Source organism: Novosphingobium sp. 550D (assembly GCF_057401885.1).
Window position 1 is genome coordinate 3,398,564 of the sequence record NZ_CM171613.1, and the last position, 19,676, is coordinate 3,418,239.

21 protein-coding genes are annotated in these 19,676 nt (G+C 61.8%); 8 read left to right on the forward strand and 13 right to left on the reverse strand.

The annotated features are described in order from the left end of the window. Positions 1-10: 10 nt before the first annotated feature. The 8 genes from speD to AC2S2E_RS16050 are packed head-to-tail and all read right to left on the reverse strand — an operon-like array spanning position 11 to position 6,924. On the reverse strand, positions 11-376 hold the full coding sequence (speD, locus tag AC2S2E_RS16015; RefSeq protein WP_486523056.1) for an adenosylmethionine decarboxylase: 366 nt from the start codon (positions 374-376) through the stop codon (positions 11-13). Further along, complete coding sequence (locus AC2S2E_RS16020) at positions 373-1,998, reverse strand: FAD-dependent oxidoreductase (RefSeq protein WP_486523057.1); 1,626 nt, start codon at positions 1,996-1,998, stop codon at positions 373-375. The genes speD and AC2S2E_RS16020 overlap by 4 nt, the downstream gene beginning before the upstream one ends. Continuing rightward, a complete protein-coding gene (locus AC2S2E_RS16025; protein ID WP_486523058.1) occupies positions 1,988-3,523 on the reverse strand; it encodes a polyamine aminopropyltransferase in 1,536 nt (511 codons plus the stop codon). The genes AC2S2E_RS16020 and AC2S2E_RS16025 overlap by 11 nt, the downstream gene beginning before the upstream one ends. 5 nt (positions 3,524-3,528) lie before the next feature. Beyond that, positions 3,529-3,738, reverse strand: a complete 210-nt coding sequence (locus tag AC2S2E_RS16030; protein WP_476107293.1) for a DUF350 domain-containing protein — start codon at positions 3,736-3,738, stop codon at positions 3,529-3,531. A gap of 13 nt (positions 3,739-3,751) precedes the next feature. Beyond that, positions 3,752-3,937: a hypothetical protein gene (locus tag AC2S2E_RS16035; protein WP_486523059.1), complete on the reverse strand. Its 186-nt coding sequence runs from the start codon at positions 3,935-3,937 to the stop codon at positions 3,752-3,754. Then, the gene (locus AC2S2E_RS16040) at positions 3,934-5,307 is read right to left on the reverse strand and encodes a DUF4178 domain-containing protein (RefSeq protein WP_486523060.1); all 1,374 of its coding nucleotides are present in this window, start codon (positions 5,305-5,307) and stop codon (positions 3,934-3,936) included. The genes AC2S2E_RS16035 and AC2S2E_RS16040 overlap by 4 nt, the downstream gene beginning before the upstream one ends. Next, positions 5,304-5,945, reverse strand: a complete 642-nt coding sequence (locus AC2S2E_RS16045; protein ID WP_486523061.1) for a DUF4178 domain-containing protein — start codon at positions 5,943-5,945, stop codon at positions 5,304-5,306. The genes AC2S2E_RS16040 and AC2S2E_RS16045 overlap by 4 nt, the downstream gene beginning before the upstream one ends. A 10-nt stretch (positions 5,946-5,955) precedes the next feature. Further along, positions 5,956-6,924 carry an SPFH domain-containing protein gene (locus AC2S2E_RS16050; RefSeq protein ID WP_486523062.1) on the reverse strand — a complete coding sequence of 323 codons (969 nt, stop codon included), beginning with the start codon at positions 6,922-6,924 and terminating at the stop codon, positions 5,956-5,958. Positions 6,925-7,053: 129 nt separating this feature from the next. Between AC2S2E_RS16050 and miaB the strand changes: the two genes are divergently transcribed. Beyond that, positions 7,054-8,412: a tRNA (N6-isopentenyl adenosine(37)-C2)-methylthiotransferase MiaB gene (gene miaB, locus AC2S2E_RS16055; protein ID WP_486523063.1), complete on the forward strand. Its 1,359-nt coding sequence runs from the start codon at positions 7,054-7,056 to the stop codon at positions 8,410-8,412. Positions 8,413-8,476: 64 nt separating this feature from the next. Here the strand turns inward: miaB and AC2S2E_RS16060 are convergent, their stop codons facing one another. Next, complete coding sequence (locus tag AC2S2E_RS16060) at positions 8,477-8,953, reverse strand: RcnB family protein (protein ID WP_476107306.1); 477 nt, start codon at positions 8,951-8,953, stop codon at positions 8,477-8,479. A gap of 282 nt (positions 8,954-9,235) precedes the next feature. Between AC2S2E_RS16060 and AC2S2E_RS16065 the strand changes: the two genes are divergently transcribed. Genes AC2S2E_RS16065 through AC2S2E_RS16080 form a run of 4 tightly spaced genes read left to right on the forward strand, consistent with a single transcriptional unit; the run spans position 9,236 to position 12,696 of the window. After that, positions 9,236-10,288, forward strand: coding sequence for a PhoH family protein (locus AC2S2E_RS16065; protein ID WP_476107307.1), 1,053 nt, complete (start codon positions 9,236-9,238; stop codon positions 10,286-10,288). A gap of 44 nt (positions 10,289-10,332) precedes the next feature. After that, positions 10,333-10,827: an rRNA maturation RNase YbeY gene (ybeY, locus tag AC2S2E_RS16070; protein WP_476107423.1), complete on the forward strand. Its 495-nt coding sequence runs from the start codon at positions 10,333-10,335 to the stop codon at positions 10,825-10,827. Between the two features lie 57 nt (positions 10,828-10,884). Then, a complete protein-coding gene (locus AC2S2E_RS16075) occupies positions 10,885-11,802 on the forward strand; it encodes a hemolysin family protein (protein WP_476107309.1) in 918 nt (305 codons plus the stop codon). Between the two features lie 6 nt (positions 11,803-11,808). Then, a complete protein-coding gene (locus tag AC2S2E_RS16080) occupies positions 11,809-12,696 on the forward strand; it encodes a LysR substrate-binding domain-containing protein (protein ID WP_476107310.1) in 888 nt (295 codons plus the stop codon). Here the strand turns inward: AC2S2E_RS16080 and AC2S2E_RS16085 are convergent, their stop codons facing one another. Both AC2S2E_RS16085 and AC2S2E_RS16090 read right to left on the reverse strand, forming a co-directional pair. Then, complete coding sequence (locus AC2S2E_RS16085) at positions 12,697-14,460, reverse strand: methyl-accepting chemotaxis protein (protein ID WP_486523064.1); 1,764 nt, start codon at positions 14,458-14,460, stop codon at positions 12,697-12,699. A 157-nt stretch (positions 14,461-14,617) separates the two neighbouring features. Next, positions 14,618-15,085 (reverse strand): peptidylprolyl isomerase, encoded by a 468-nt coding sequence (locus AC2S2E_RS16090; protein ID WP_476107313.1) that lies wholly within the window; start codon positions 15,083-15,085, stop codon positions 14,618-14,620. Between the two features lie 166 nt (positions 15,086-15,251). Here AC2S2E_RS16090 and mgtE point away from each other — a divergent pair, with 166 nt between their 5' ends. Continuing rightward, positions 15,252-16,694, forward strand: a complete 1,443-nt coding sequence (mgtE, locus tag AC2S2E_RS16095; protein ID WP_486523065.1) for a magnesium transporter — start codon at positions 15,252-15,254, stop codon at positions 16,692-16,694. Then, positions 16,694-17,101 (forward strand): DUF1489 domain-containing protein, encoded by a 408-nt coding sequence (locus tag AC2S2E_RS16100; protein WP_476107316.1) that lies wholly within the window; start codon positions 16,694-16,696, stop codon positions 17,099-17,101. Before mgtE ends, AC2S2E_RS16100 begins: the two co-directional genes overlap by 1 nt. Here the strand turns inward: AC2S2E_RS16100 and nudC are convergent. Both nudC and AC2S2E_RS16110 read right to left on the reverse strand, forming a co-directional pair. Next, positions 17,098-17,979 (reverse strand): NAD(+) diphosphatase, encoded by an 882-nt coding sequence (gene nudC / locus AC2S2E_RS16105; protein ID WP_476107319.1) that lies wholly within the window; start codon positions 17,977-17,979, stop codon positions 17,098-17,100. The two genes, AC2S2E_RS16100 and nudC, sit on opposite strands and share 4 nt — an antisense overlap. 2 nt (positions 17,980-17,981) lie before the next feature. Continuing rightward, complete coding sequence (locus AC2S2E_RS16110) at positions 17,982-19,052, reverse strand: A/G-specific adenine glycosylase (RefSeq protein WP_486523067.1); 1,071 nt, start codon at positions 19,050-19,052, stop codon at positions 17,982-17,984. Positions 19,053-19,080: 28 nt separating this feature from the next. Between AC2S2E_RS16110 and AC2S2E_RS16115 the strand changes: the two genes are divergently transcribed. Continuing rightward, positions 19,081-19,662: a DUF721 domain-containing protein gene (locus AC2S2E_RS16115; protein ID WP_486523068.1), complete on the forward strand. Its 582-nt coding sequence runs from the start codon at positions 19,081-19,083 to the stop codon at positions 19,660-19,662. The last annotated feature ends 14 nt before the right edge of the window (positions 19,663-19,676 follow it).

Genomic DNA, 19,676 nt, shown 5'->3' on the forward strand with positions numbered 1-19,676 from the left:
GCCACCCAACCTAACGCGCCGGTCTTGCACCTAATCTGGGGATTGCTTCGCGGTGGCGGATCGTTCCGCCCAGCCTTTTCACGATGACGGCAAGCGCGGCCTCGGCATCAGCCTGTGGACCGCATACGAAGATGTCGATGGCGGCCAAACCTTCCTCGGGCCACGAATGGATGGAGATGTGCGATTCGGCCAACAGGGCCACGCCCGTCACCCCCTGTTCCGGCCCAAAGGGATGGAGGTGGACCGACAGGACGTGAACATGCGCCGCCTGCGCCGCTTCTCGCAACACCGCCTCGATCAGCGCCACATCGCACAACCCATGGCACCCCGCCAGATCGGCGATCAGATGCAGGCCGGTGGCGGGCGCAGGAATCACAACAGGCTCTCCACACCATGCCCCAATCGCGCCAATGCGCGTTCGCCCGCCAGAACGCCGTGGTAATGCGCTTCTTCAAACAAGGAGAGGCCCGATAGGTCGGAGTGCGCGCGAAACACCGGGCCATCCATCGCCTGTGCCGCCATCCGCGCCGGATCGCTGCGAAAACCCGCCACCGGCCGCACCATCGCATGGCCCCAGCGCCAGACATCAATCCGTTCTATCCGCCCCTGCAATTCGGGGTTCATGGCCAAAAGGTCATTGGCCACAATCGCCTGCCATTCCTGCAAAGGGCGGGATAGTAACGCCTTGCGCTGCGCTACCGGATCGCCTTGCGACAGGGCCTGATACCATGTCAGCACGCCCGGCCCGTCGCTGACCGAGGAAGTTTGATGATTGGCTACGACATAGCCCAGACTGGCGCTGGTGGCCGAAACATTGTCCCATGCCAAAGGCACGCCATTGCCCCATGGCATACGCGAGACCGCCACATTGGCCACCACCCATGGCGCATAGGTAAAACCCGATTTGCCCGCAAAATCTGGCGCCACATGACGCGCCACGAAATCGGGCATGGCCAGAACCACCGCCTGCGCCCGGATACGCCGCGCCGCATTGGCGCCATGGTCGAACACATCGACCAGCACATCGTCTCCATCGCTGACAACATGCGTAACGCTGTGGCGCGCTCTGATCGCCCCGCCGAGACGCTGCGCCATCAGGCGGGCAAGTCGGGCATTGCCTTCGGGCCAGGTCAATTCGCTATCGCTCACGCCATCGGCGGCCCAGCCCCTGCGCCCGGCGAAATAATGAATGCCCGCCCATGCCGACACCTGCGCCGGTTCGCTGCCATAATCATCGCGGCAGCAATAGCGCAGGTGGGCCAACAGCGGCGCCGAAGTAAAACCGTTCCCCGCCAGCCATGCAGCGAAATTGATTCGGTCCAGCGCGGCAAAATCTTCATCCCGGCTGGACAAGGCCGACGGGCTGGCAAAAGCGGGGCGCCCATCGCGGCCAACGGCTTTGCGAAATGCCTCCATCATCGCGTCAAAACGCCGCCATTGCGCGCTATCCTGCGCCGACAGGCCGGTGGTCGGGACCAACCCTTCCTGCCACTTGCCGCGCCACAACAGGCGCTCCTCCAGATCGGCGCAAAGCTGGAACGGATCATAGGTGGGCGCGCCTTGCGCATCCTGCCCCGTGATCATCCCGAACTGGCGCAGCATATGGATCAGCGCCTTGGCCTCGCGATTGGGCACGGGCAGGTAATGCGCCCCCCATGGATAGGCCGTGACATGATTGGCCCCGCCGCGCGCATTCCCGCCCGCGACATCTTCCAATTCAAAGAGCGCAAAATCGCGAAAACCGGCCTCCGCCAACCGCCAGCCCGCCGCAAGCCCCGCGATGCCGCCGCCGGCAATGACCAGAGGGATGCGCTCCTCCTGACCGTCGAACTGGGGCAATTTGCCATCGCGGATGGCATGGCCGCGCGCCATATCCGGCCCCAACAGCGCGCCGGGGAAAGGCGCTTCCTGCGCTCGGTCGCAACCGGCCAACAAGGTCATCGCCGCCCCGCCCGCCATGACATCACGCCGCCGCCAAAGGGGGGGATTACCCCTCATAATGGCTCCATTCCTCGGCAAAGCTGCGCACCAGCGCCTGATTGTCGAGGCGGTTTACCGGAGCAGGTCGCCGCGCCATATCGGGCGGGAAATCAAACATCAGCGGTTCGGACACAGGGTTGAGATAACGCAGGCCGCCCGGCAGATGCGCAGGCCCCACCGGCGGCGTATGGGCCGCCAACGTAAAGCCCCATTCGCCAAAGCTGGGCACATAGGTGTGATAGCCGCGCGTCGAAAGACCTGCCGCTTCCAGCGTCTGCGCCACGGTCCAGAAAGAGCGCGGCGCGACCAGAGGCGAGGTCGATTGCACCACCATCACCCCATTGGGGGCCAGCAGGCGGGCGACCTGCGCATAGAAACTGACGGTATAGAGTTTGCCCAGCGAATATTCAGTGGGATCGGGAAAATCGATCAGGATCGCGTCATAGGTCCCCTTCGCCCCGCGGACCCAGCGAAAGGCATCGGCGTTCTCGACGCTCAGACGCGGGTTAGAGAGCGAACCACGATTGAGTGCGGCCAGTTGCGGCGTTTGCCGAAACATCCGCGTCATTTCCGGGTCCAGATCGACCAGATGGATTGAACGCACCCGCCCATCGCGCAAAACCTCGCGCGCGGCCAGACCATCGCCTCCGCCAAGGATCAGCACCCGCGCCGGATTGGCCACTCGCCCCAGCACGGGCCAGACCAGAGCTTCGTGATAGCGATATTCATCGCGTGACGAAAATTGCAGATTGCCGTTCAAATAGAGCCGCAGATCCTCGCCCCGGCGGGTCAGCACGATACGCTGATAGGGGGTGGATCGGGCATGAATCACGCCCTCGCCATAATAGGCGATTTCGGAAAAGCGCTGAATGCGCTCGGCCATGAGCAGGCCCGCGATCAGACTAGCCGTGACCATCAGTGCCGCCGCCATATCGCCCCCAACGCGCCGCGTCCCCCGCAACACAAAGAGCAAAGCCACCGCGACCGCCACATTGGCAAGGCCAAAGACCAGCCCCGTGCGGATCATCCCCAATTGCGGCACCAGCAGCAATGGAAAGGCCAACGAAGCAATCAACGCGCCGACATAGTCATAGGTCAGCACATTGGACACCAGATCGCGAAAGGCAAAGCGCGAGCGCAGGATGCGGATCAGCAGCGGGATTTCCAACCCCACCAGCGCCCCGATCACCAGCACGATCGCATAGAGCAGCACGCGAAAATCCGTCGCCAGCGGAAAAGCCAGAAACAGGCCCGCCGCGCTCCACCCGCCGATGGCCGCGATCATGATTTCAACGCGGATGAACACGCCGATCTCGTCGCGCCGGACATAGCGGGACAGGAAAGACCCCACCCCCATCGCAAACAGATAGGAACCGATGACGGTCGAAAACTGGGTTACGCTGTCGCCCAGAAGATAGGAGGCAAGCGTGCCCGCCAGCAATTCATAGATCAGCCCGCATGTGGCCACGACCAGCACCGAGAGCAGCAGGATGGCGGCATGGCTTTTCGCATGGCCGAGAGGGGGCTGCTCATCATCTTCCATGCGGATCACCCATGGATGGCCGCCGAAATGATCATGCTCAGCCCCAGCGCCACCGCGCCCGCCAGAATGGCCACGGCCATATTCTGACGCTCAATGATTTCCTTCCACAATTCGCCCGGCGTCAATTTGTCGACCAGAATGAAACTGGCCACAAAGACGATGATGCCCAGCAGCGCGTAAAACAGGGTCGCAGCAATGATACCTGTCGAAAGCATGCAATTCCTCCCCTTACTTGTGCGACGGGCCAAAGCCCCAGAAGACGCCCCCGCCGCCATGATGATGGGTGCGTTCGCGCGGGCCAATGTGCTGCGCAGAACCGTCGGCGAACGGATCCCACGCGGCCCATCCCGCCCAACCGGCAAAGCCGAGCAGCAAAAGGCACCACGCAATATGCAGCAACAATCCGCGGCTCATGCGTAATTCTCCCCATAAACGGCGGTCTTGCTGGCGCGATAGGCATAGGTGATCACCCATGGCGCCCAGGCGAGGCCCACGATCATCCAGAACAGCCCCCACGGAAAACCGCCCGGTTCAACCAGAACGCTCAGGCCGATGACTTCCTGTTCCTGTGCCGGAATGCTTTGGGCCGTGTCGATGCCCCATGGGTTGGTGGTGTAACTGGTGGTCGAATAGGTGCTGGCGGAGGGATCGTTCCAGCGCTTGGCCTCTGCCTCGATCATCAGGTCATAGTCGCCCGCCGGAACGCCGCTGAAACGCGTGCTGGTTTCAAGGCTTCCCTCGGACCAGTCGCCATCGGAATCGCGGCCCGCATAATATTCGATGGTCGCGCTGGCCGGGATCGCGGCCTGCGTCGCGCGATTGACCAGCAGGTAGTCGAGATCGACCCAGCGGTTGGTGAAATTGGTGGCGTCAACCTTGACCGTCACGAATTGCGCGGAACGGGTCAGATGTACCGGCCCGATGGTCATGCGCGATGTCGGACCATCCACGACCACCCCGCCGCCGCCGCGCACGCCCGCATCATTTGATGCAAAACCCGCCAGCAGGAAAAAGGCAGCAACAGTCGTGAGCATGGCCACCATCGCCATGGCCCACAGCCCCGCCGGGCCCGAGGAATAGGCCGTGCCCCAAATACGCTGGGCAAAATCGGATGGGCCTCCCGGTTTTTGGCCGCCCGGTTTGGGCCGGGTCGGTTCCGGGCGCGCCAGATCGGGGCCTTCGGGCCGCCGAAACGCATCAACCAACCGTTGAGGGACAGCGACGAGATGCGTCCATTGCACCTCTTCCCCTTCGCGCCATTCGCGCGACAGCGACATATTGCCGCGCTCATAGCTGCGCGCCACCCATGTCTCGCCGGCCTGAACGCGCCAATAGAATTCGCCGATCACCTTGCTGGTCAGGATCGAAACCGGCTCATCCTCGCCCGAATAGGTGTCGCCGCGCCAAAGGGCCTCGCCCCAACGCCCCGTTTCGCGGGGCAGGTCGGTCAGCATCGTGCCAAATTGCCATTGCCCGTCGGAATGGACCAGCCAGCGGTAACCAGCATAGGGGTTGAACAGGAGATATTCGCCCCAGGAATATTGCCCCGCCTGACGACGCAGCCAGCCGATGACTTCCCACTCGACGCCCGACAGCACGCCCCTGCTGCCCAGCGGCAAAGGCAATTGGCGGGCTGCCTCGTGATATTCCTTGATGATGGCGACATCGGGGTTGGCCACGTCCAGCACGCTGCCGCAATATTGGCAGGCGACGGTGACGGTATAGCCGACCGCCTTGACCTCCAGCCCTCCGCCGCAGGAGGGGCAGATGATCGCGCGGCTCACCGCAGGTTCTCCGGGATGGGCCAGCCTTCGATGGCACGCAGGCGACTGGGCCGCAATTCGGCCAGTTCGATATAGCGCCCGGCATAGGCGGTGGCGCCAACCTTATCGATCTGAACCGACAGGGCCGCGCCCGTGGCGGAACGGAAGTCGATGCTCTGTACCTCGCAATCCTTGGGCGTCGGAAAAGGCAAATCGCCTTCGCCGCCAAGGCAGGTGACGGTTTTGACGTCAGTGGCCTTCAGGCTTTGACCATCCACCTCCACCTCATCCCCCAGCCGAATCGAAGCAGGCAGGCGCGCCGACACATCTTCGCGCTCGGTCAGGATCTGGAACTGGCCCATCGCCTCGCCCAGCCAGCGTGTTGTGCCGTCGGAAAGTTGCAGCAGCCATTCGTTCCACGCGCCGTCCGCCCAGCCCCAGCGAACGCGCCCTACCACCGTAAAGCGCGCGCCATCGACCGCCCCGCCCGTACCAAGCTGGATCGGCGAAATGTCATAAGGCAGCACGGCAGCCTTGCCGATGTCCCGCATCCCGTCGCGCGCGATCACCGTCTGGCAATAGGAACAGACGGCATAGGGCATGCCGCCAGAGCGCATGGGCACCGGCGCGCCGCATTGCGGGCAGGCGTTGTTAGCCATGATCGTTCTCTTATTTCACCCGCGAGAGGATTTCGGCCTTTTTAGCGTCAAATTCTTCCTGCGTGATCGCGCCCATGGTCAGCAGCTTGTGCAGTTTTTCGAGCAAAGCGAAGGGATCTTCGGCAGGCGCCGCCGCGCCGCCCAGCGCCCCGCTCATCGCACCGGAAAGCATATTGGCCGCCGCCATCCCCGCGCCGATCCCGGCAAGGCCGCTGTCGGACGCCGGATTGTCCAGCGCCTGTGCCGCCTGAAACCGGGTATATCCGGCCATATCGCCCAACACCCGCATCGAGGAACCCTTGTCCAGATGGGCCTGAACCTCACCAGGCAGGCTGACGCTTTCGACAAAAAAGCTGAGGCAGGACAGGCCCCACTGAGCGAAAGTCTTGTCCACCTCGACCTTGATCGTGTCAGACATAGCCTGCTGATTGGCGGCAAGGTCGAGGAAGGGGATCTTGCTGGCCCCCAAAGCGGTGGCAATGGCCGTGACGATGGCGCTGCGCAATTGGGTGTCGAGCGTGTCGACCCAGACCTCTGATGTGGTGCCCAGCACCTTTTCAACGAACAGTTTGAGATCGGCCACCTTGAACGAATAGGTGCCAAAGGCGCGCAAACGGATCGCGCCAAATTCGGCGTCACGCACAGTCACGGGTTGCGGCGTGCCCCATTTGCGCCCGGCCTGTTCCTTCAGACTGATGAACACCACGTCCGATTTGAAGGGCGAGTTGAACCCCTTGTCCCAATTCATCAGATTGGTCAGAATCGGCAGATTGGCCGTTTCCAGAACATGCAGGCCCGCGCCGAAATAGTCGGCAACCTGACCTTCGTTCATAAAGGCGGCGATTTGCCCTTCGCGCACGGTCAATTGCGCGCCGTTCTGAATTTCATTGCCGGACGTGGGAACGCGCCATGCAACCTGTCCTGGCGCTTCTTGCCATTCGATCACGTCGATGAATTGTTTGCGCAGGAAATCAAACATGTCACGCATCCCAAGTTGGTCAGACAGCAGGTGTTATTCTAGAGTAAGACACCGCCCTTGCAAGCATAACCGGACAGGCACTGCATCGCCCCTTCATTTTTGCCCCGATTTCGCGTAACGGCCCGCGCTATGTCTGCTATTTCCGCCCCCCGCACGTCACCGGTTGCCGCGCCCCGCACCTATCGCGTCAAAAGCTTCGGCTGTCAGATGAACGTCTATGACGGTCAGCGCATGGAAGAATTGCTGGCCAGCCAAGGCATCGCCCCCGCCCCCGAAGGCGAGGAGGCCGATCTGGTCGTGCTCAACACATGCCACATCCGCGAAAAGGCGGCAGAGAAGGTCTATTCCGACATTGGCCGACTGGTAAAGGACTGGCGCCGCGAAGACGGCACCGCCCCATTGATCGCGGTGGCCGGTTGCGTGGCGCAGGCCGAGGGTGAGGAAATCATGGCCCGCGCGCCCGTGGTCAAGATGGTTGTGGGGCCACAGGCCTATCACCGCCTGCCCGAGATGATTGCGCGGGCGGTCGATGGCGAACGCGTGACCGACACGGACATGCCCGCCGACGCGAAATTCGCCGCCCTGCCCAAGCGTCGCAGCGTTGGACCCACCGCCTTTCTGACGGTTCAGGAGGGTTGCGACAAATTCTGCACCTATTGCGTGGTGCCCTATACACGCGGGGCGGAAATCAGCCGTCCCTATGCCGATCTGATCACCGAGGCGCAGCGTCTGGTCGAAGCGGGCGCCAAGGAAATCACCCTGCTGGGCCAGAATGTGAATGCGTGGAGCGGCGAGAATCATAAGGGACAGGCAGTCGGCCTTGACGGGTTGATCCGTGATCTGGCCACGATCGATGGTCTGGCGCGCATCCGTTACACCACCAGCCATCCCAATGACATGACCGACGGCCTGATCGCCGCGCATGGCGAAGTGGAAAAGCTCATGCCTTTCCTGCACTTGCCGGTGCAATCGGGCAGCAATCACATCCTGAAAGCCATGAACCGCAGCCATACGGCGGAAAGCTATCTGCGCCTGCTGGAACGCGTGCGTGAAGCGCGGCCTGATATTGCCCTGTCGGGTGACTTCATCGTCGGTTTCCCCGGCGAGAGCGAAGAGCATTTTGCCGAAACCATCGCGCTGATCGATGCGGTGGGCTATGCGCAAGCGTTCAGCTTTAAGTATTCGCCGCGCCCCGGCACGCCCGCCGCCACGATGGACGACCAAATCGCCGCCGAGGTGATGGATGATCGATTGAAGCGCCTTCAGGATGCTTTGAACCGCGACCAGCACGCATTCAACCGCAACAGCCTCGGCCGCACCTGCGAGGTTCTGGTCGAACGCAAAGGCAAGTTGCAGAACCAATGGCTGGGCAAGTCACCCTGGTTGCAATCGGTTCATTTCGAGGGCGATTACGCGGTGGGCGATCTGGTGCGCACCGAACTGGTTCAGGCCGGGCCGAATTCGCTCTCTGGCAAGGTTCTGGCATAAGGAAACCGCCCCCTCCTTGCGGAAGGGGCGGCCCAGCACAGCTTCCCGACCGAAGCGCGCTGTATCAGTAAAAGAACGAGCCATAGACCTGGAGGACGCGGCCCGATCGCAGGTCAATCCGCACCACGTCTCGGCCATAACGCACCCAACGCTGGTTGATGCCCGGAGGCGGCAGACGGTAGGCCATCGGATTGGCAATCCAGTAGCGGCGGTGGTAATAATCCGGCGCAAAGCGATAGCCCGGCGTTACAGGGCGATAGGCATATCCGCGCGGGCCGACATAGGCGGGGCCGCGGAAGACATCGCCATGGGCGCGGCGATAATCACGCCAGTCTTCGCGATATTCCTGTCGCGCTTCGCGCAGATCGCGCATGTCACGGCGGGCTTCACGATAGTCGCCGCGCGCCAGATCACGATGGATTTCGCGATGTTCGCGGGCGATGTCGCGCTGATCGCGGCGCAATTCATGGGCGCTCTGCGCCGAGGCGGCGGTCGGAGCGATGGTCGCAGCGGCCAGCGCCAGCATCAAAATCTTACGCATCTTACTCTCCTTTGAACTTCGCATGGGACCGTTCCGATGGATTGGGTCTGGTCCCGATGAAGCCCTTATGGAGATGTGGCCATGAACCCATTTGGAATTGGATGCTCAGACCTCAGTCAGGTTTGTATCAATTTGTAACAACGCCTTTGAGCGCCGCCAGAAATGCGCCGCCTACGCTTTTCCACCACCACGATGTTTGATCGCTCTTGGCGGATGGCATGGTCAGGCGTATCTTTACCCGTGTGAGCCGGTCTGGAGATTCCGGCCACAGACAAGGAGCACATGGCCCGCAAACAGATCCGCGCCGCTTTTGACCCCATCGAGGATGTGGCCCCATTCCGCAGCCCGAACGCTCGATCGAACCCGTCCCGACGAGCGCGAACCGAGCTTGAGTTTGACGAGCCGACAATATTGGGCGCGCTGTTTGGCCAGTTTGATTCCAATCTGGTGCTGATCGAAAACCGGCTGGGTGTTTACATCTCGGCGCGGGGCAATCGCATTTTGATCGAAGGCAATGAGGACAATGTCGCCCGCGCACGCGAAGTGCTGCAAGGGATGCACAGCCGCCTGCTCTCGGGACAGGAAGTGGATGCCGGCGCGGTCGAATCGCTGATCGCCATGTCGGTCGAACCGACATTGGAAGGCATCATTTCGGGCGATGAAACCCATCCCCCGATCATGATCCGCACCCGCGGCAAGACCATTGTCCCGCGCAGCCCGACCCAGATCGACTATATGCGCGCACTGGCCCGCAACGATGTGATCTTTGCCCTTGGCCCGGCGGGCACCGGCAAGACCTATATCGCCGTGGCACAGGCCGTGTCCCAGCTCATTAACGGCAGCGTCAAGCGCCTGATCCTGTCGCGCCCGGCGGTTGAGGCGGGCGAAAAGCTGGGCTTCCTGCCCGGTGACATGAAGGATAAGGTCGATCCCTATCTGCGCCCGCTTTACGATGCTTTGTTCGACTGTATGCCGCCCGAACAGGTTGAGCGGCGTTTGGCCAATGGCGAAATCGAAGTGGCGCCTATTGCCTTCATGCGCGGGCGCACGCTGGCCGACGCCTTTGTCATCCTTGACGAGGCGCAGAACACCACGGCGGCGCAGATGAAGATGTTCCTGACCCGTTTCGGCATGAACAGCCGAATGGTGATCTGCGGAGATCCCAAGCAGGTCGACCTTCCCGGCGGCATGGCGGCCAGTGGGTTGAACGATGCGGTTGTCCGGTTGGAAGGCGTCGAGGGCATCGCCACGGTGCGCTTCAAGGGCAGCGACGTTGTGCGTCACCCGATCGTGGGTCGCATCGTCGAGGCTTATGAAGGCAAGAACGAGGATTAATCTTCGACAATCGCTCCGCCAGCGCTTAGGGACGCGGACCTATGCTGACGCTTGAAATTGATATCGAATCCCCTTGGCCCGAAACCACCGATTGGGAAGCCCTTGCCGCCCGCGCGGCAGGGGCGCTGAGCGTGGTGGCGCCCGAACTGGCCAAGGAATGCCTGAGCACCAGCATGATCTTCACCTCGGATGAAGAGGTACAGGTGCTGAACGCCGAATGGCGCGGCAAAGACAAGCCGACCAATGTCCTCTCCTTCCCTATGCTGGAGCGTGAGGATCTGCTGGACCTGCCCGATGACGGGCCGCCCGAAATGCTGGGCGATATTGCGCTGGCCTTTGAAACCTGCGCGCGTGAGGCCGAGGAAAAGGGCATCACGCTGCAGGATCATGCATCGCACCTGATCATCCATGGCTTGCTGCATCTGGCCGGGCTGGATCACGAGATATCCGACGAGGATGCCCGCGCCATGGAAATTTTGGAAATAAAGGCGCTTGCGCTGATCGGCATTGCCGACCCATATGGCGATCATCATCTTTGATCTTCTTGCAACCGACATTCTTTTAATCGGCATCGCGCCGGAGGAGTAGCATAGAACGTGGCCGATCTGGGCCGTACAGGGGATTCCGGCCTCGGAGAGCCGGACAGTAAGCGCTCTTTATGGCGTCAGGTTCTGCGCTTCTTTGACGGGGGCGATCAGGACCAGTCGCTGCGCGCCCATCTGGAAGACATCATCGACGAGCATGAGGGAGAAGGCAGCCCCGGCGAAGCGGGCGACCTTTCGATGCTGGAACGTCAGATGCTGCGCAACCTGCTGCATTTTTCCGAACTGGACGCGGCCGATGTCTGCATCCCGCGCGGACAGATCATTGCGTTGGCCCATAATGCGCCATGGCCCGATGTGCTGGCCGCCTTTGCCGAACATGGCCATTCGCGCATGCCGGTCTATCGCGACACGCTCGATGAAGTGATCGGCATGATCCTCATCAAGGACGTATTCCCCTATCTGGTCCGGGGCGAGGAGCCACAGGGCAACTGGACCCGCATGATGCGCCAGCCCCTGTTCGTGCCGACCGCGCGCGGGGCATTGGACGTTCTGGCCGATATGCGGTCAAGCCGGGTGCATCTGGCCGTGGTGGTGGACGAATATTCGGGTACAGAAGGCATCATCACCTTTGAAGATCTGGTCGAGGAAATCGTCGGCGAGATCGAGGATGAACATGATGACGCCCCAACCGAATTGCTGCGCCCGCTCGACGATGGTCTATGGGACGCCGATGCGAAGGTCGAACTTGACGAAGTGGGCAAGCGGGTCGATCCGCGCCTTGCCGAAGTCGAGGAAGATATCGATACTTTGGGCGGACTGGCCTTTGTGCTGTCCGGCCATGTGCCGCCGGTGGGCGCGCAAATTGCGCATGCCAGCGGCTGGATCATCGAAGTAACCGAGGCCGACGAGCGCCACGTGATTCGCCTTCGTTTGCATCCGCCCGCCACATCCGGCGAACAAGAGGACTGATCGACCATGCCCGCCACCCGCCGCCTGCCCCCTCTGCGCGCGCTGGAAGCCTTTGTCCGCACGGTCCGGCTTGGCTCGGCCAAGGCGGCGGCCAGCGAATTGGGCCTGAGCCCGTCCGCCCTGTCACGCCGCGTTGGCGCGCTGGAAGATTTCGTGGGCAAACGCCTGTTCACGCGCCAGCATCAGGCGATGAAGCTGACCGATGACGGTCATGCCTTTTACGCGGCGGTCAGCCCCAAGCTGGAAGATCTGGCCGAAGCGGTCGAATCGCAGATGGAGGCCAGCAATGTCATGCGCCTGCATCTGGGCGTGCCTGCGCTGTTTGCCGGCACCCGCCTGTTTCCGCGCCTGCCCGAATTGCGCAAGCTGCACCCGCGCCTGCACATCGACTTTGACACGGGCGCACAGCTGGAATCGGAACTGGGCGATTCGATTGACGCGGCCATCGTTCTGTCAAAGGAACCCGATCCGGCGCTCCATTCGGTCCGGCTTGATCATAACAAGATCCACGCCTTCGCCTCGCCCGCGTTGGCGGCGGAAATTGGCGAGAAGCCCGATCTGGCCCGCCTGTCCAAGCAGACCTTCGTAATCTCGACCGACCTGCCGGAAAGTCTGGACGTGTGGAAGGGCGCGCTGGGGCTGGAACGATTGGAACCGGCCGCCATCGACCATTTCGACTCGGCCCAATTGATCATTGCCGCGGCGGTTCAGGGGCTTGGCATCGCCATCGTCCATGATGACCACTTCCTGCGCCCGGGCGATGACCGGCTGGTCCGCCTGTTCGATGCCGATATCGACAGCCCGTACAGCTATTGGTTCGTTTGCCGCCCGCGCGCGCTGGAAACGCGCCCGGTGCGGATGTTCCACGATTGGCTGATCAAAGCGGGCCTTTGATCAGGCTGCGTAGCGAGCGCTGGCATCGCCCATCGCGCGGCGGGCCAGCGTAAAGCGCTGAACCACGCCCGACAGGCGTTCGGCCTCATGGGCCAGCGATCGCGATGCGGCGGTCGATTCCTCGACCAATGCGGCATTTTGCTGGGTCGCCATATCCAGTTCGTTGATGACCTTGTTGACGCCATTGATCGCCTCGGATTGCTGCGCCGTGGTTTCGGCCAGCCGTGAGAGCATCTCAGCCACTGCCGTCGAGCGCTCGACAATGCGCTCAAGGCTGGATTGGGTGCGGCTGACCATATCGACGCCCATGCGCACTTCCTCGCCCGAATGGACGATCAGTGAGCCGATCTCCTTGGCCGCCAAGGCGCTGCGCTCGGCCAGATTGCGTACCTCGGTGGCCACGACGGCAAAGCCGCGCCCGGCATCGCCCGCACGCGCCGCCTCGACCCCGGCGTTCAGCGCCAGAAGGTTGGTCTGGAACGAGATACCGTCGATGATTTCAACAATCGAACGCATCTTTTCCGAGGTCGCCGCGATCGACTGCATCGCCGACACCGCGCCGCGCATCAATTCGCCGCTGGTGGATGCTTCCTGCTCGGCTTCATGGGCGGCGCTGGCGACATTGCTGACGCCCTGCCCGGCCTCGGCCACGGAATTGGCGAGTTCACGCACAGTGTTGGCCGTCTGACCCAGTGATGCTGCCTGCACCTCGGTGCGATGCGCCAAATCTTGCGCCGCAGAGGAGATTTCGCCCGCCCCCGAACGCACCGCGTTGGACGACATGGAAACCGCCGAAATCTGTTCAGAGAGCGAGGCCGCGGTGGAGTTGAAGTCCGTACGCAATTGCTCATATTCGGGCGGAAAGGCTTCATCGAGCCGCTCATCCAGACGCCCCTGACGCAAGGCCGCCAGACCACGCTCCAGCGCGCCGGTGATCCTTTGCTGGGCCATCAACTTGCCCTCGGCTTCGGCGCGGCTGCGTTCGGCAATGGATCGACGGATCGCTTCGAGAGCGCGGGCGATATCGCCCAGTTCATCCGCCTTTTCGATGCCCGGAATGTCACGATCCAGATCGCCCAGAGCCATATCGCCCATCGCGTCCTTCAATTGCGAAACCGGTCGCGTGACACGCCAGGAAAACATCAGCATCACCAGAATGCCAATGCCGACGCCCAACAGGCCAAGGATAATATTGCGCTGTATCGCCGTATCGGCCTGCGACAGGACGCGGGCCACAATACCGTTGACCAATTTGACGTTGTAGCCCTTGTCCGCCTCAATCCCTGCTTGCAACGCGCGTGAATGAGAAATAATGCCACCGTTAAACAGTGCAGCGGCGCGTTCATGCTGATTGCTCAACACTGCCTGACGAATAACTTCAACATCCTGTCGAAACACTTGCCAGCGTTGGACGATGTTTTCGTAAAGCCGAGCATCTTCCGGGTCGCTCAGCAGCTTTTTATATTCGGCAATGCCCTTTTCGGCATCAGCCAGCGCGGTATTGAGCGATTCGGATTGCTTGGCGGCTTCATCCGGCGATGGCGCCAAAAGCATGCGGGCCATGCGTATGCGGGCAATTTCAAAATCGACGATAACCGAATTGAGCTTATCCACACTGGGCAAGGAATTGCCGGCCATATATTCGACATCGGTGCGCATGGATGATGCGCCCTGCACGGCCAGAGAGGCCCCCATTCCGATAATGGCGGCCAGCGAAAGCGACCCAGCGGCGACCAGTGTTTTGATTTTTGCGCGAGCAAGCACGGACTATCCTCTCGAGACTGTCCGTTTACTATCCTTCACCAGCGGTGGAGATCGCTTGAACCGATACCTTCGGGCTTGCCCGGATACGGGGTTAACAATTCAAAAAAGCAAGGCCGTCCCGAACATCCCATTGAGGATGCGCGGGACGGCCAAATCATTATGCGGCCGAAACGACAGCCTTCACGATCTTGCCCGGATTACGCGGCGGTTCGCCCTTGGGCAGCGCGTCGATGAATTCCATGCCCGACTGAACCACGCCCCAAACCGTGTACTGACGGTCAAGGAAGGTGGCGTCGTCAAAGCAGATGAAGAACTGGCTGTTGGCCGAGTGCGGGTACGAGGTGCGCGCCATCGAGCACACGCCGCGAACATGCTTTTCGTTGTTGAATTCAGCCTTCAGGTCGGGCTTGTCGCTGCCGCCGGTGCCGGTGCCGTTGGGGCAGCCGCCCTGGGCCATAAAGCCGGGGATCACGCGGTGGAACGTGATGCCGTCATAGAAACCTTCGCCGACCAGTTCCTTGATACGTTCGACGTGGCCGGGGGCCAGATCAGGGCGCAGCTTGATAACAACATCGCCAATGCCGTTGCCGGTATCCACGGTGAAGGTGAGAATTTCGTCGGCCATGGTAAAGCTCCTGTGGGATTGGCGAGGATTGGCCATCATCGCCCTATATTCTGGCCGCGCTGATAAAGGCGCCCCGCGCCCATGGCCAGCAGTTTGTGCGAAGCATTGCGCTAAACGCATCCTGCAAGGTTGCTTTTATTCGCTTAATGCCTAATCCCCTTCTCCCATGACCGTCGAGCCTGTCGAAACACAAGCCACCGAGGAATTCACCGCCGCCCATGTTGAGCCGGTGGAGGAAAACACGCGCCATGACAGTCTGGACGAAGATAATCAGTTAAAGAGCGACTTTGTCCGCCGCGTCCGCAATGCGCTGGACGCGGGCGAGGTTGATGCGGTCTATGCGCTGGTCGAACCTTTGCACCCGGCCGACATCGCCGACCTGTTTGAACAGATCGACGCCGATGAACGCCCCGCTCTGGCCAATGCCATCTCCGACCTGATGGGCGGCGAGGTCTTTGCCGAATTGAACGACCACGTCCGCGAAGGACTGGTCGATGAATTGTCCGCCGAAGATATCGCCGACATTGCCGAGGAGATGGAGACCGACGACGCGGTCGCCCTGCTCGAAGACCTTGAACCGGACGAACAGCAGGCGGTTCTGGCCGAGATGGAGCCGGAAGAGCGCGCCGCCATCGAATCGGCGCTGGCCTATCCGGAGGAAACCGCAGGCCGCCTGATGAGCCGCGATTATATCGCGGTGGGCGAGCATATGACGGTGGGCGAATTGATCCACTATCTGCGCGACAACAAGGATCTGGCCACCGAATTCTGGGAAGTGTTCATTGTCGATGCGCGCCATCATCCGGTGGGCACGTGCCAATTGTCATGGGTTTTGCGTACCGACCGCCATGTGACCCTGTCCAATGTGATGAAGCGTGACCAGACGCTGATCCCGGTGACGATGGATCAGGAAGAAGTCGCGCTGCGTTTCCAGAAATACGCGCTGATTTCAGCCGCGGTGGTCGATGAAAGCGGGCGTCTGGTCGGTCAGATCACCGTCGACGACGTCGTCCACATCATTCAGGAAGAAGCCAGTGAAGACATCCTGCGCCTGTCGGGTGCGGGTGATGGCGACATTAACGAACCGATCCTGATGACGGTGCGCACGCGGCTGTCATGGCTGGTGGTCAATCTGGGCACGGCGATCATCGCATCCTCGGTCGTCGGCCTGTTTCAGGGTGCGATCGCGCGATTTGCATTGCTGGCGGTGTTGATGCCGATTGTGTCGGGCATGGGCGGCAATGCGGGCACGCAAACGCTGGCCGTGGTGGTGCGCGCCATTGCCACCAATGAATTGACCAGTTCGAACACCGTCCGCATGGTCTTGCGTGAATTGCGCATCGCCATGGCCAATGGTCTGTCGCTGGGGCTGATGATCGGCACAGGCACGACATTGCTGTTCAGCAATCCGCATCTGGGGGCGGTAATTGGCGCGGCCATGGTGATCAACAATCTGGTGGCGGGGTTGGCCGGCATTCTGGTGCCGGTGTCGCTGGACCGTTTGCGGATTGATCCAGCTGTCTCTTCGGCCGTATTTGTAACGACCGCCACCGATGTCATGGGGTTCTTCTCTTTCCTCGGCCTTGCCGTACTTACCGGGCTTGCCTGATGCCTCTTAACATGACGAAAGTGGCCTATGGTGCGCAATCCATGGCCGAAATCCACGAATGGTTTGCCCCCGACGGTCGCCGTGGCGGGGCGGAAATTGCGCGCCTGACCACGCGTAACCGGCCCAAGCGCGCCGAGGAAATGATCGGCGGATCGCTGTTCTGGATTTTCAAACACCAATTGGTGGCGCGCAGCGAAATTCTGGGCTTTGAAGAAGATGAAGGCGGGCGCACCGCGATCCTGATTTCGACCAAATTGATCGAGGTCGTCCCCACCCCGCGCCGCGCGCATCAGGGCTGGCGCTATCTGGAGGCAAAAGACGCCCCCGCCGATCTGGCCAGCGGCGATGGCGGCGACGTCCTGCCCGCGAACGTGGCGGCGGAATTGGCGAAGTTGGGGTTGGTTTAGAACCCCAGCCAATCCGCCATCAAATGCCACGCCACGGCCGTTTTGGACGGTGCGCTAAAGGCCACGCCATCCTCGCCCCGATTGCGCGCCGCCATGGCCTCGACCACTTCGTCGCGCGTGAACCAACGGGCATCTTCCAATTCATTTCGGTCGATGGTCAGCGCCGGGTCATCGGTAAAGGCATGGGCGGCGATCATCAGACTGGATGGGAAAGGCCAGGGCTGGCTGGCGACATAACGCACGTCATGGACCTTGACGCCGGCCTCTTCAAAAATCTCGCGCGCGACGGCTTCTTCGATGCTTTCACCCGGTTCTACAAACCCGGCCAAAGCGGAATAGCGATGAGGCGGAAAGCGTGGCTGGCGGCCAAGCAAGATTCGGCCCTCATGTTCCACCGACATAATGACCACCGGATCGGTACGGGGGAAATGAGGCGTTCCGCACGACCCGCAATCCCTCTGCCATCCACCCTTGGCGATCTGGGTGCCCCCGCCACAGCGCGCGCAGAACCGATGGCGGGCGTGCCATCCGACCAGCGCGCGCGCCGCGCCATAGATCGCGATATCGCCGCCTTCCATTCCATTCAGCGCCTGCCACAGATTGAAGCTGGCGGGTGCCGTGCTGGCCTGATCCGGACTGGGCACAGGCGCGAAATGGCCGATCCCATTGGCGTCCAGCCCAAGGAATACCACCTCACCCTCGGGGGCCTGATCCATCGTGGTCCAAACCAGATCGCCACTGTCAAGGCGCGGCTCCAGCCCGTCCATGGTCAGTAATTTCGCGCCATTCGTCCACAGCGCCGCCAGACGTGCAGGATCGGAACGCACCGCATCGGCACGGTCCAAAGGGTTGCCGGTAAAGGTTATGGGGGGACGCATATTCATCCTTTTCTGGCCATCGCAACACCGGCCGCGCGGGCATAGAGCGTAGGCAAGCCTGCCTCGTCAAGTTTGGCCAGCGGCCACCACTCGCCATCGCCCAGCGGCGTATCAACGCACGGCGAAACCATGACAACCAATTCCAATGCGACATGGGTAAAGACATGCGTGACGCGCCCAACCTCACGCCAGTCACCAGCGGCGGGGGGCGATGCAGACCCGTCGGTTTTCGCATTCCATCCATCATCGGGCAAGGCGCGCATCCCACCCAACATGCCCGATGCCGGACGCCGGATCAGCCAGACCGCACCATCGCGTTCGATCCAATAGGCATGGCCCATCCGCTGCGCTTTGGCCTTTTTGGGCGGTTTGACGGGCAATTGTTCGGCCCGTGATTGCCCCGCGCAATGGGCGCGCAGGGGGCAGATCAGGCATTGCGGCGCGCGGACACTGCAAATGCCTGCGCCCAGATCCATCATCGCTTGGGCGAAATCACCGCTGCGCACGTCGGGCGTGATGGTGTCGGCGGCAACCCGAATGGCGGCGCGGCCTGCGGGCAATGGCTCATCAATGGCAAACAGGCGCGAGACGACGCGCTCCACATTGGCGTCCACCACAACGGCGCGTTGTCCAAAAGCAATCGCCGCCACCGCCGCCGCCGTATAGGCCCCCAACCCCGGCAAAGCGCGCAGCCCCGCCTCATCCTGGGGGAACGCGCCCATGTCCGCCACAACCCTTGCGCATTCGACCAGACGCCGCGCACGCGAATAATAGCCAAGCCCGGCCCAGGCCGCCATCACCTCATCCTCTGGCGCCGCCGCCAAGGCGCCTACATCCGGCCAGCGAGAGGTAAACTTTTCAAAATACGGGATGACCGCCGCCACAGTGGTCTGCTGCAGCATCACTTCGGACAGCCATACACGATAGGGATCGGCGCCATTCGCCCCCGGCGGCGCGCGCCACGGCAGGCTTCGCGCATGGGCATCGTACCAATCGAGCAAGGCGGCAGCGACAAAACCTGCGCGATCACTTTCCGCTTTACCGCATTTCACGCTCTGGGCTCTGGCATCCATGGGGCGGCTATGGCATGGCTGAGATGGCATGGAAAGGGATAGGCCACATTCACCAAAGGGCACCAAGAGCCCTGCTTCGCCGCGCGATGGGAAAGCGGGCGGGTCAAAGACGCGTGCCGGTCAACCCTATGAACGACCGCGTGGGGGACAGGCGCGCCCCATATCCGAATTGATGCCCGAAATTGGCCGCACGGCCTTTCGCCGCTTTGGCTTTGTCCAATCCAGCGTGGTGACGCGGTGGCCCGAAATCGTCGGCCCCCATCACGCCAATGTCTGTATGCCCGAAGCGATCCGTTTTCCACCCGGCGAAAAGAGCGACGGCATCCTGCAATTGGTGGTATTGCCCGCCCATGCGCCGATCATCACCCATGTGATCCCCGAAATCATCGAGCGCGTGAACCGCTTTTTCGGTTATCAGGCGGTGTCCAAGGTCAAGATGCGACAGGGCGAGGTCATGGCCCGCCCGCAGAGCCCGGTCCGCGCCGCGCCGCCCAGTCTGAAGCCCATCCCGATCGAGCTTGGCGATTCGCTGCGCGATATTGGTGATCCCGAATTGAAGGCGGTTCTCGAATCGCTTGCCCGCAGCATCGCCCGACAGGACGAGGCGTAACTCATTCCGTTTCC

Bases quoted from the DNA above. Each gene is read 5' to 3' on its own strand.
- AC2S2E_RS16060 (WP_476107306.1), bottom strand. From the start codon at position 8,953: ATGCGTAAGATTTTGATGCTGGCGCTGGCCGCTGCGACCATCGCTCCG.
- AC2S2E_RS16050 (WP_486523062.1), bottom strand. From the start codon at position 6,924: ATGTTTGATTTCCTGCGCAAACAATTCATCGACGTGATCGAATGGCAA.
- AC2S2E_RS16045 (WP_486523061.1), bottom strand. From the start codon at position 5,945: ATGGCTAACAACGCCTGCCCGCAATGCGGCGCGCCGGTGCCCATGCGC.
- miaB (WP_486523063.1), top strand. From the start codon at position 7,054: ATGTCTGCTATTTCCGCCCCCCGCACGTCACCGGTTGCCGCGCCCCGC.
- nudC (WP_476107319.1), bottom strand. From the start codon at position 17,979: ATGCGTCCCCCCATAACCTTTACCGGCAACCCTTTGGACCGTGCCGAT.
- AC2S2E_RS16115 (WP_486523068.1), top strand. From the start codon at position 19,081: ATGGAAAGGGATAGGCCACATTCACCAAAGGGCACCAAGAGCCCTGCT.
- AC2S2E_RS16025 (WP_486523058.1), bottom strand. From the start codon at position 3,523: ATGGAAGATGATGAGCAGCCCCCTCTCGGCCATGCGAAAAGCCATGCC.
- AC2S2E_RS16100 (WP_476107316.1), top strand. From the start codon at position 16,694: ATGCCTCTTAACATGACGAAAGTGGCCTATGGTGCGCAATCCATGGCC.
- AC2S2E_RS16110 (WP_486523067.1), bottom strand. From the start codon at position 19,052: ATGGATGCCAGAGCCCAGAGCGTGAAATGCGGTAAAGCGGAAAGTGAT.
- AC2S2E_RS16090 (WP_476107313.1), bottom strand. From the start codon at position 15,085: ATGGCCGACGAAATTCTCACCTTCACCGTGGATACCGGCAACGGCATT.
- AC2S2E_RS16080 (WP_476107310.1), top strand. From the start codon at position 11,809: ATGCCCGCCACCCGCCGCCTGCCCCCTCTGCGCGCGCTGGAAGCCTTT.
- AC2S2E_RS16020 (WP_486523057.1), bottom strand. From the start codon at position 1,998: ATGAGGGGTAATCCCCCCCTTTGGCGGCGGCGTGATGTCATGGCGGGC.
- mgtE (WP_486523065.1), top strand. From the start codon at position 15,252: ATGACCGTCGAGCCTGTCGAAACACAAGCCACCGAGGAATTCACCGCC.
- AC2S2E_RS16065 (WP_476107307.1), top strand. From the start codon at position 9,236: ATGGCCCGCAAACAGATCCGCGCCGCTTTTGACCCCATCGAGGATGTG.
- AC2S2E_RS16035 (WP_486523059.1), bottom strand. From the start codon at position 3,937: ATGAGCCGCGGATTGTTGCTGCATATTGCGTGGTGCCTTTTGCTGCTC.
- AC2S2E_RS16030 (WP_476107293.1), bottom strand. From the start codon at position 3,738: ATGCTTTCGACAGGTATCATTGCTGCGACCCTGTTTTACGCGCTGCTG.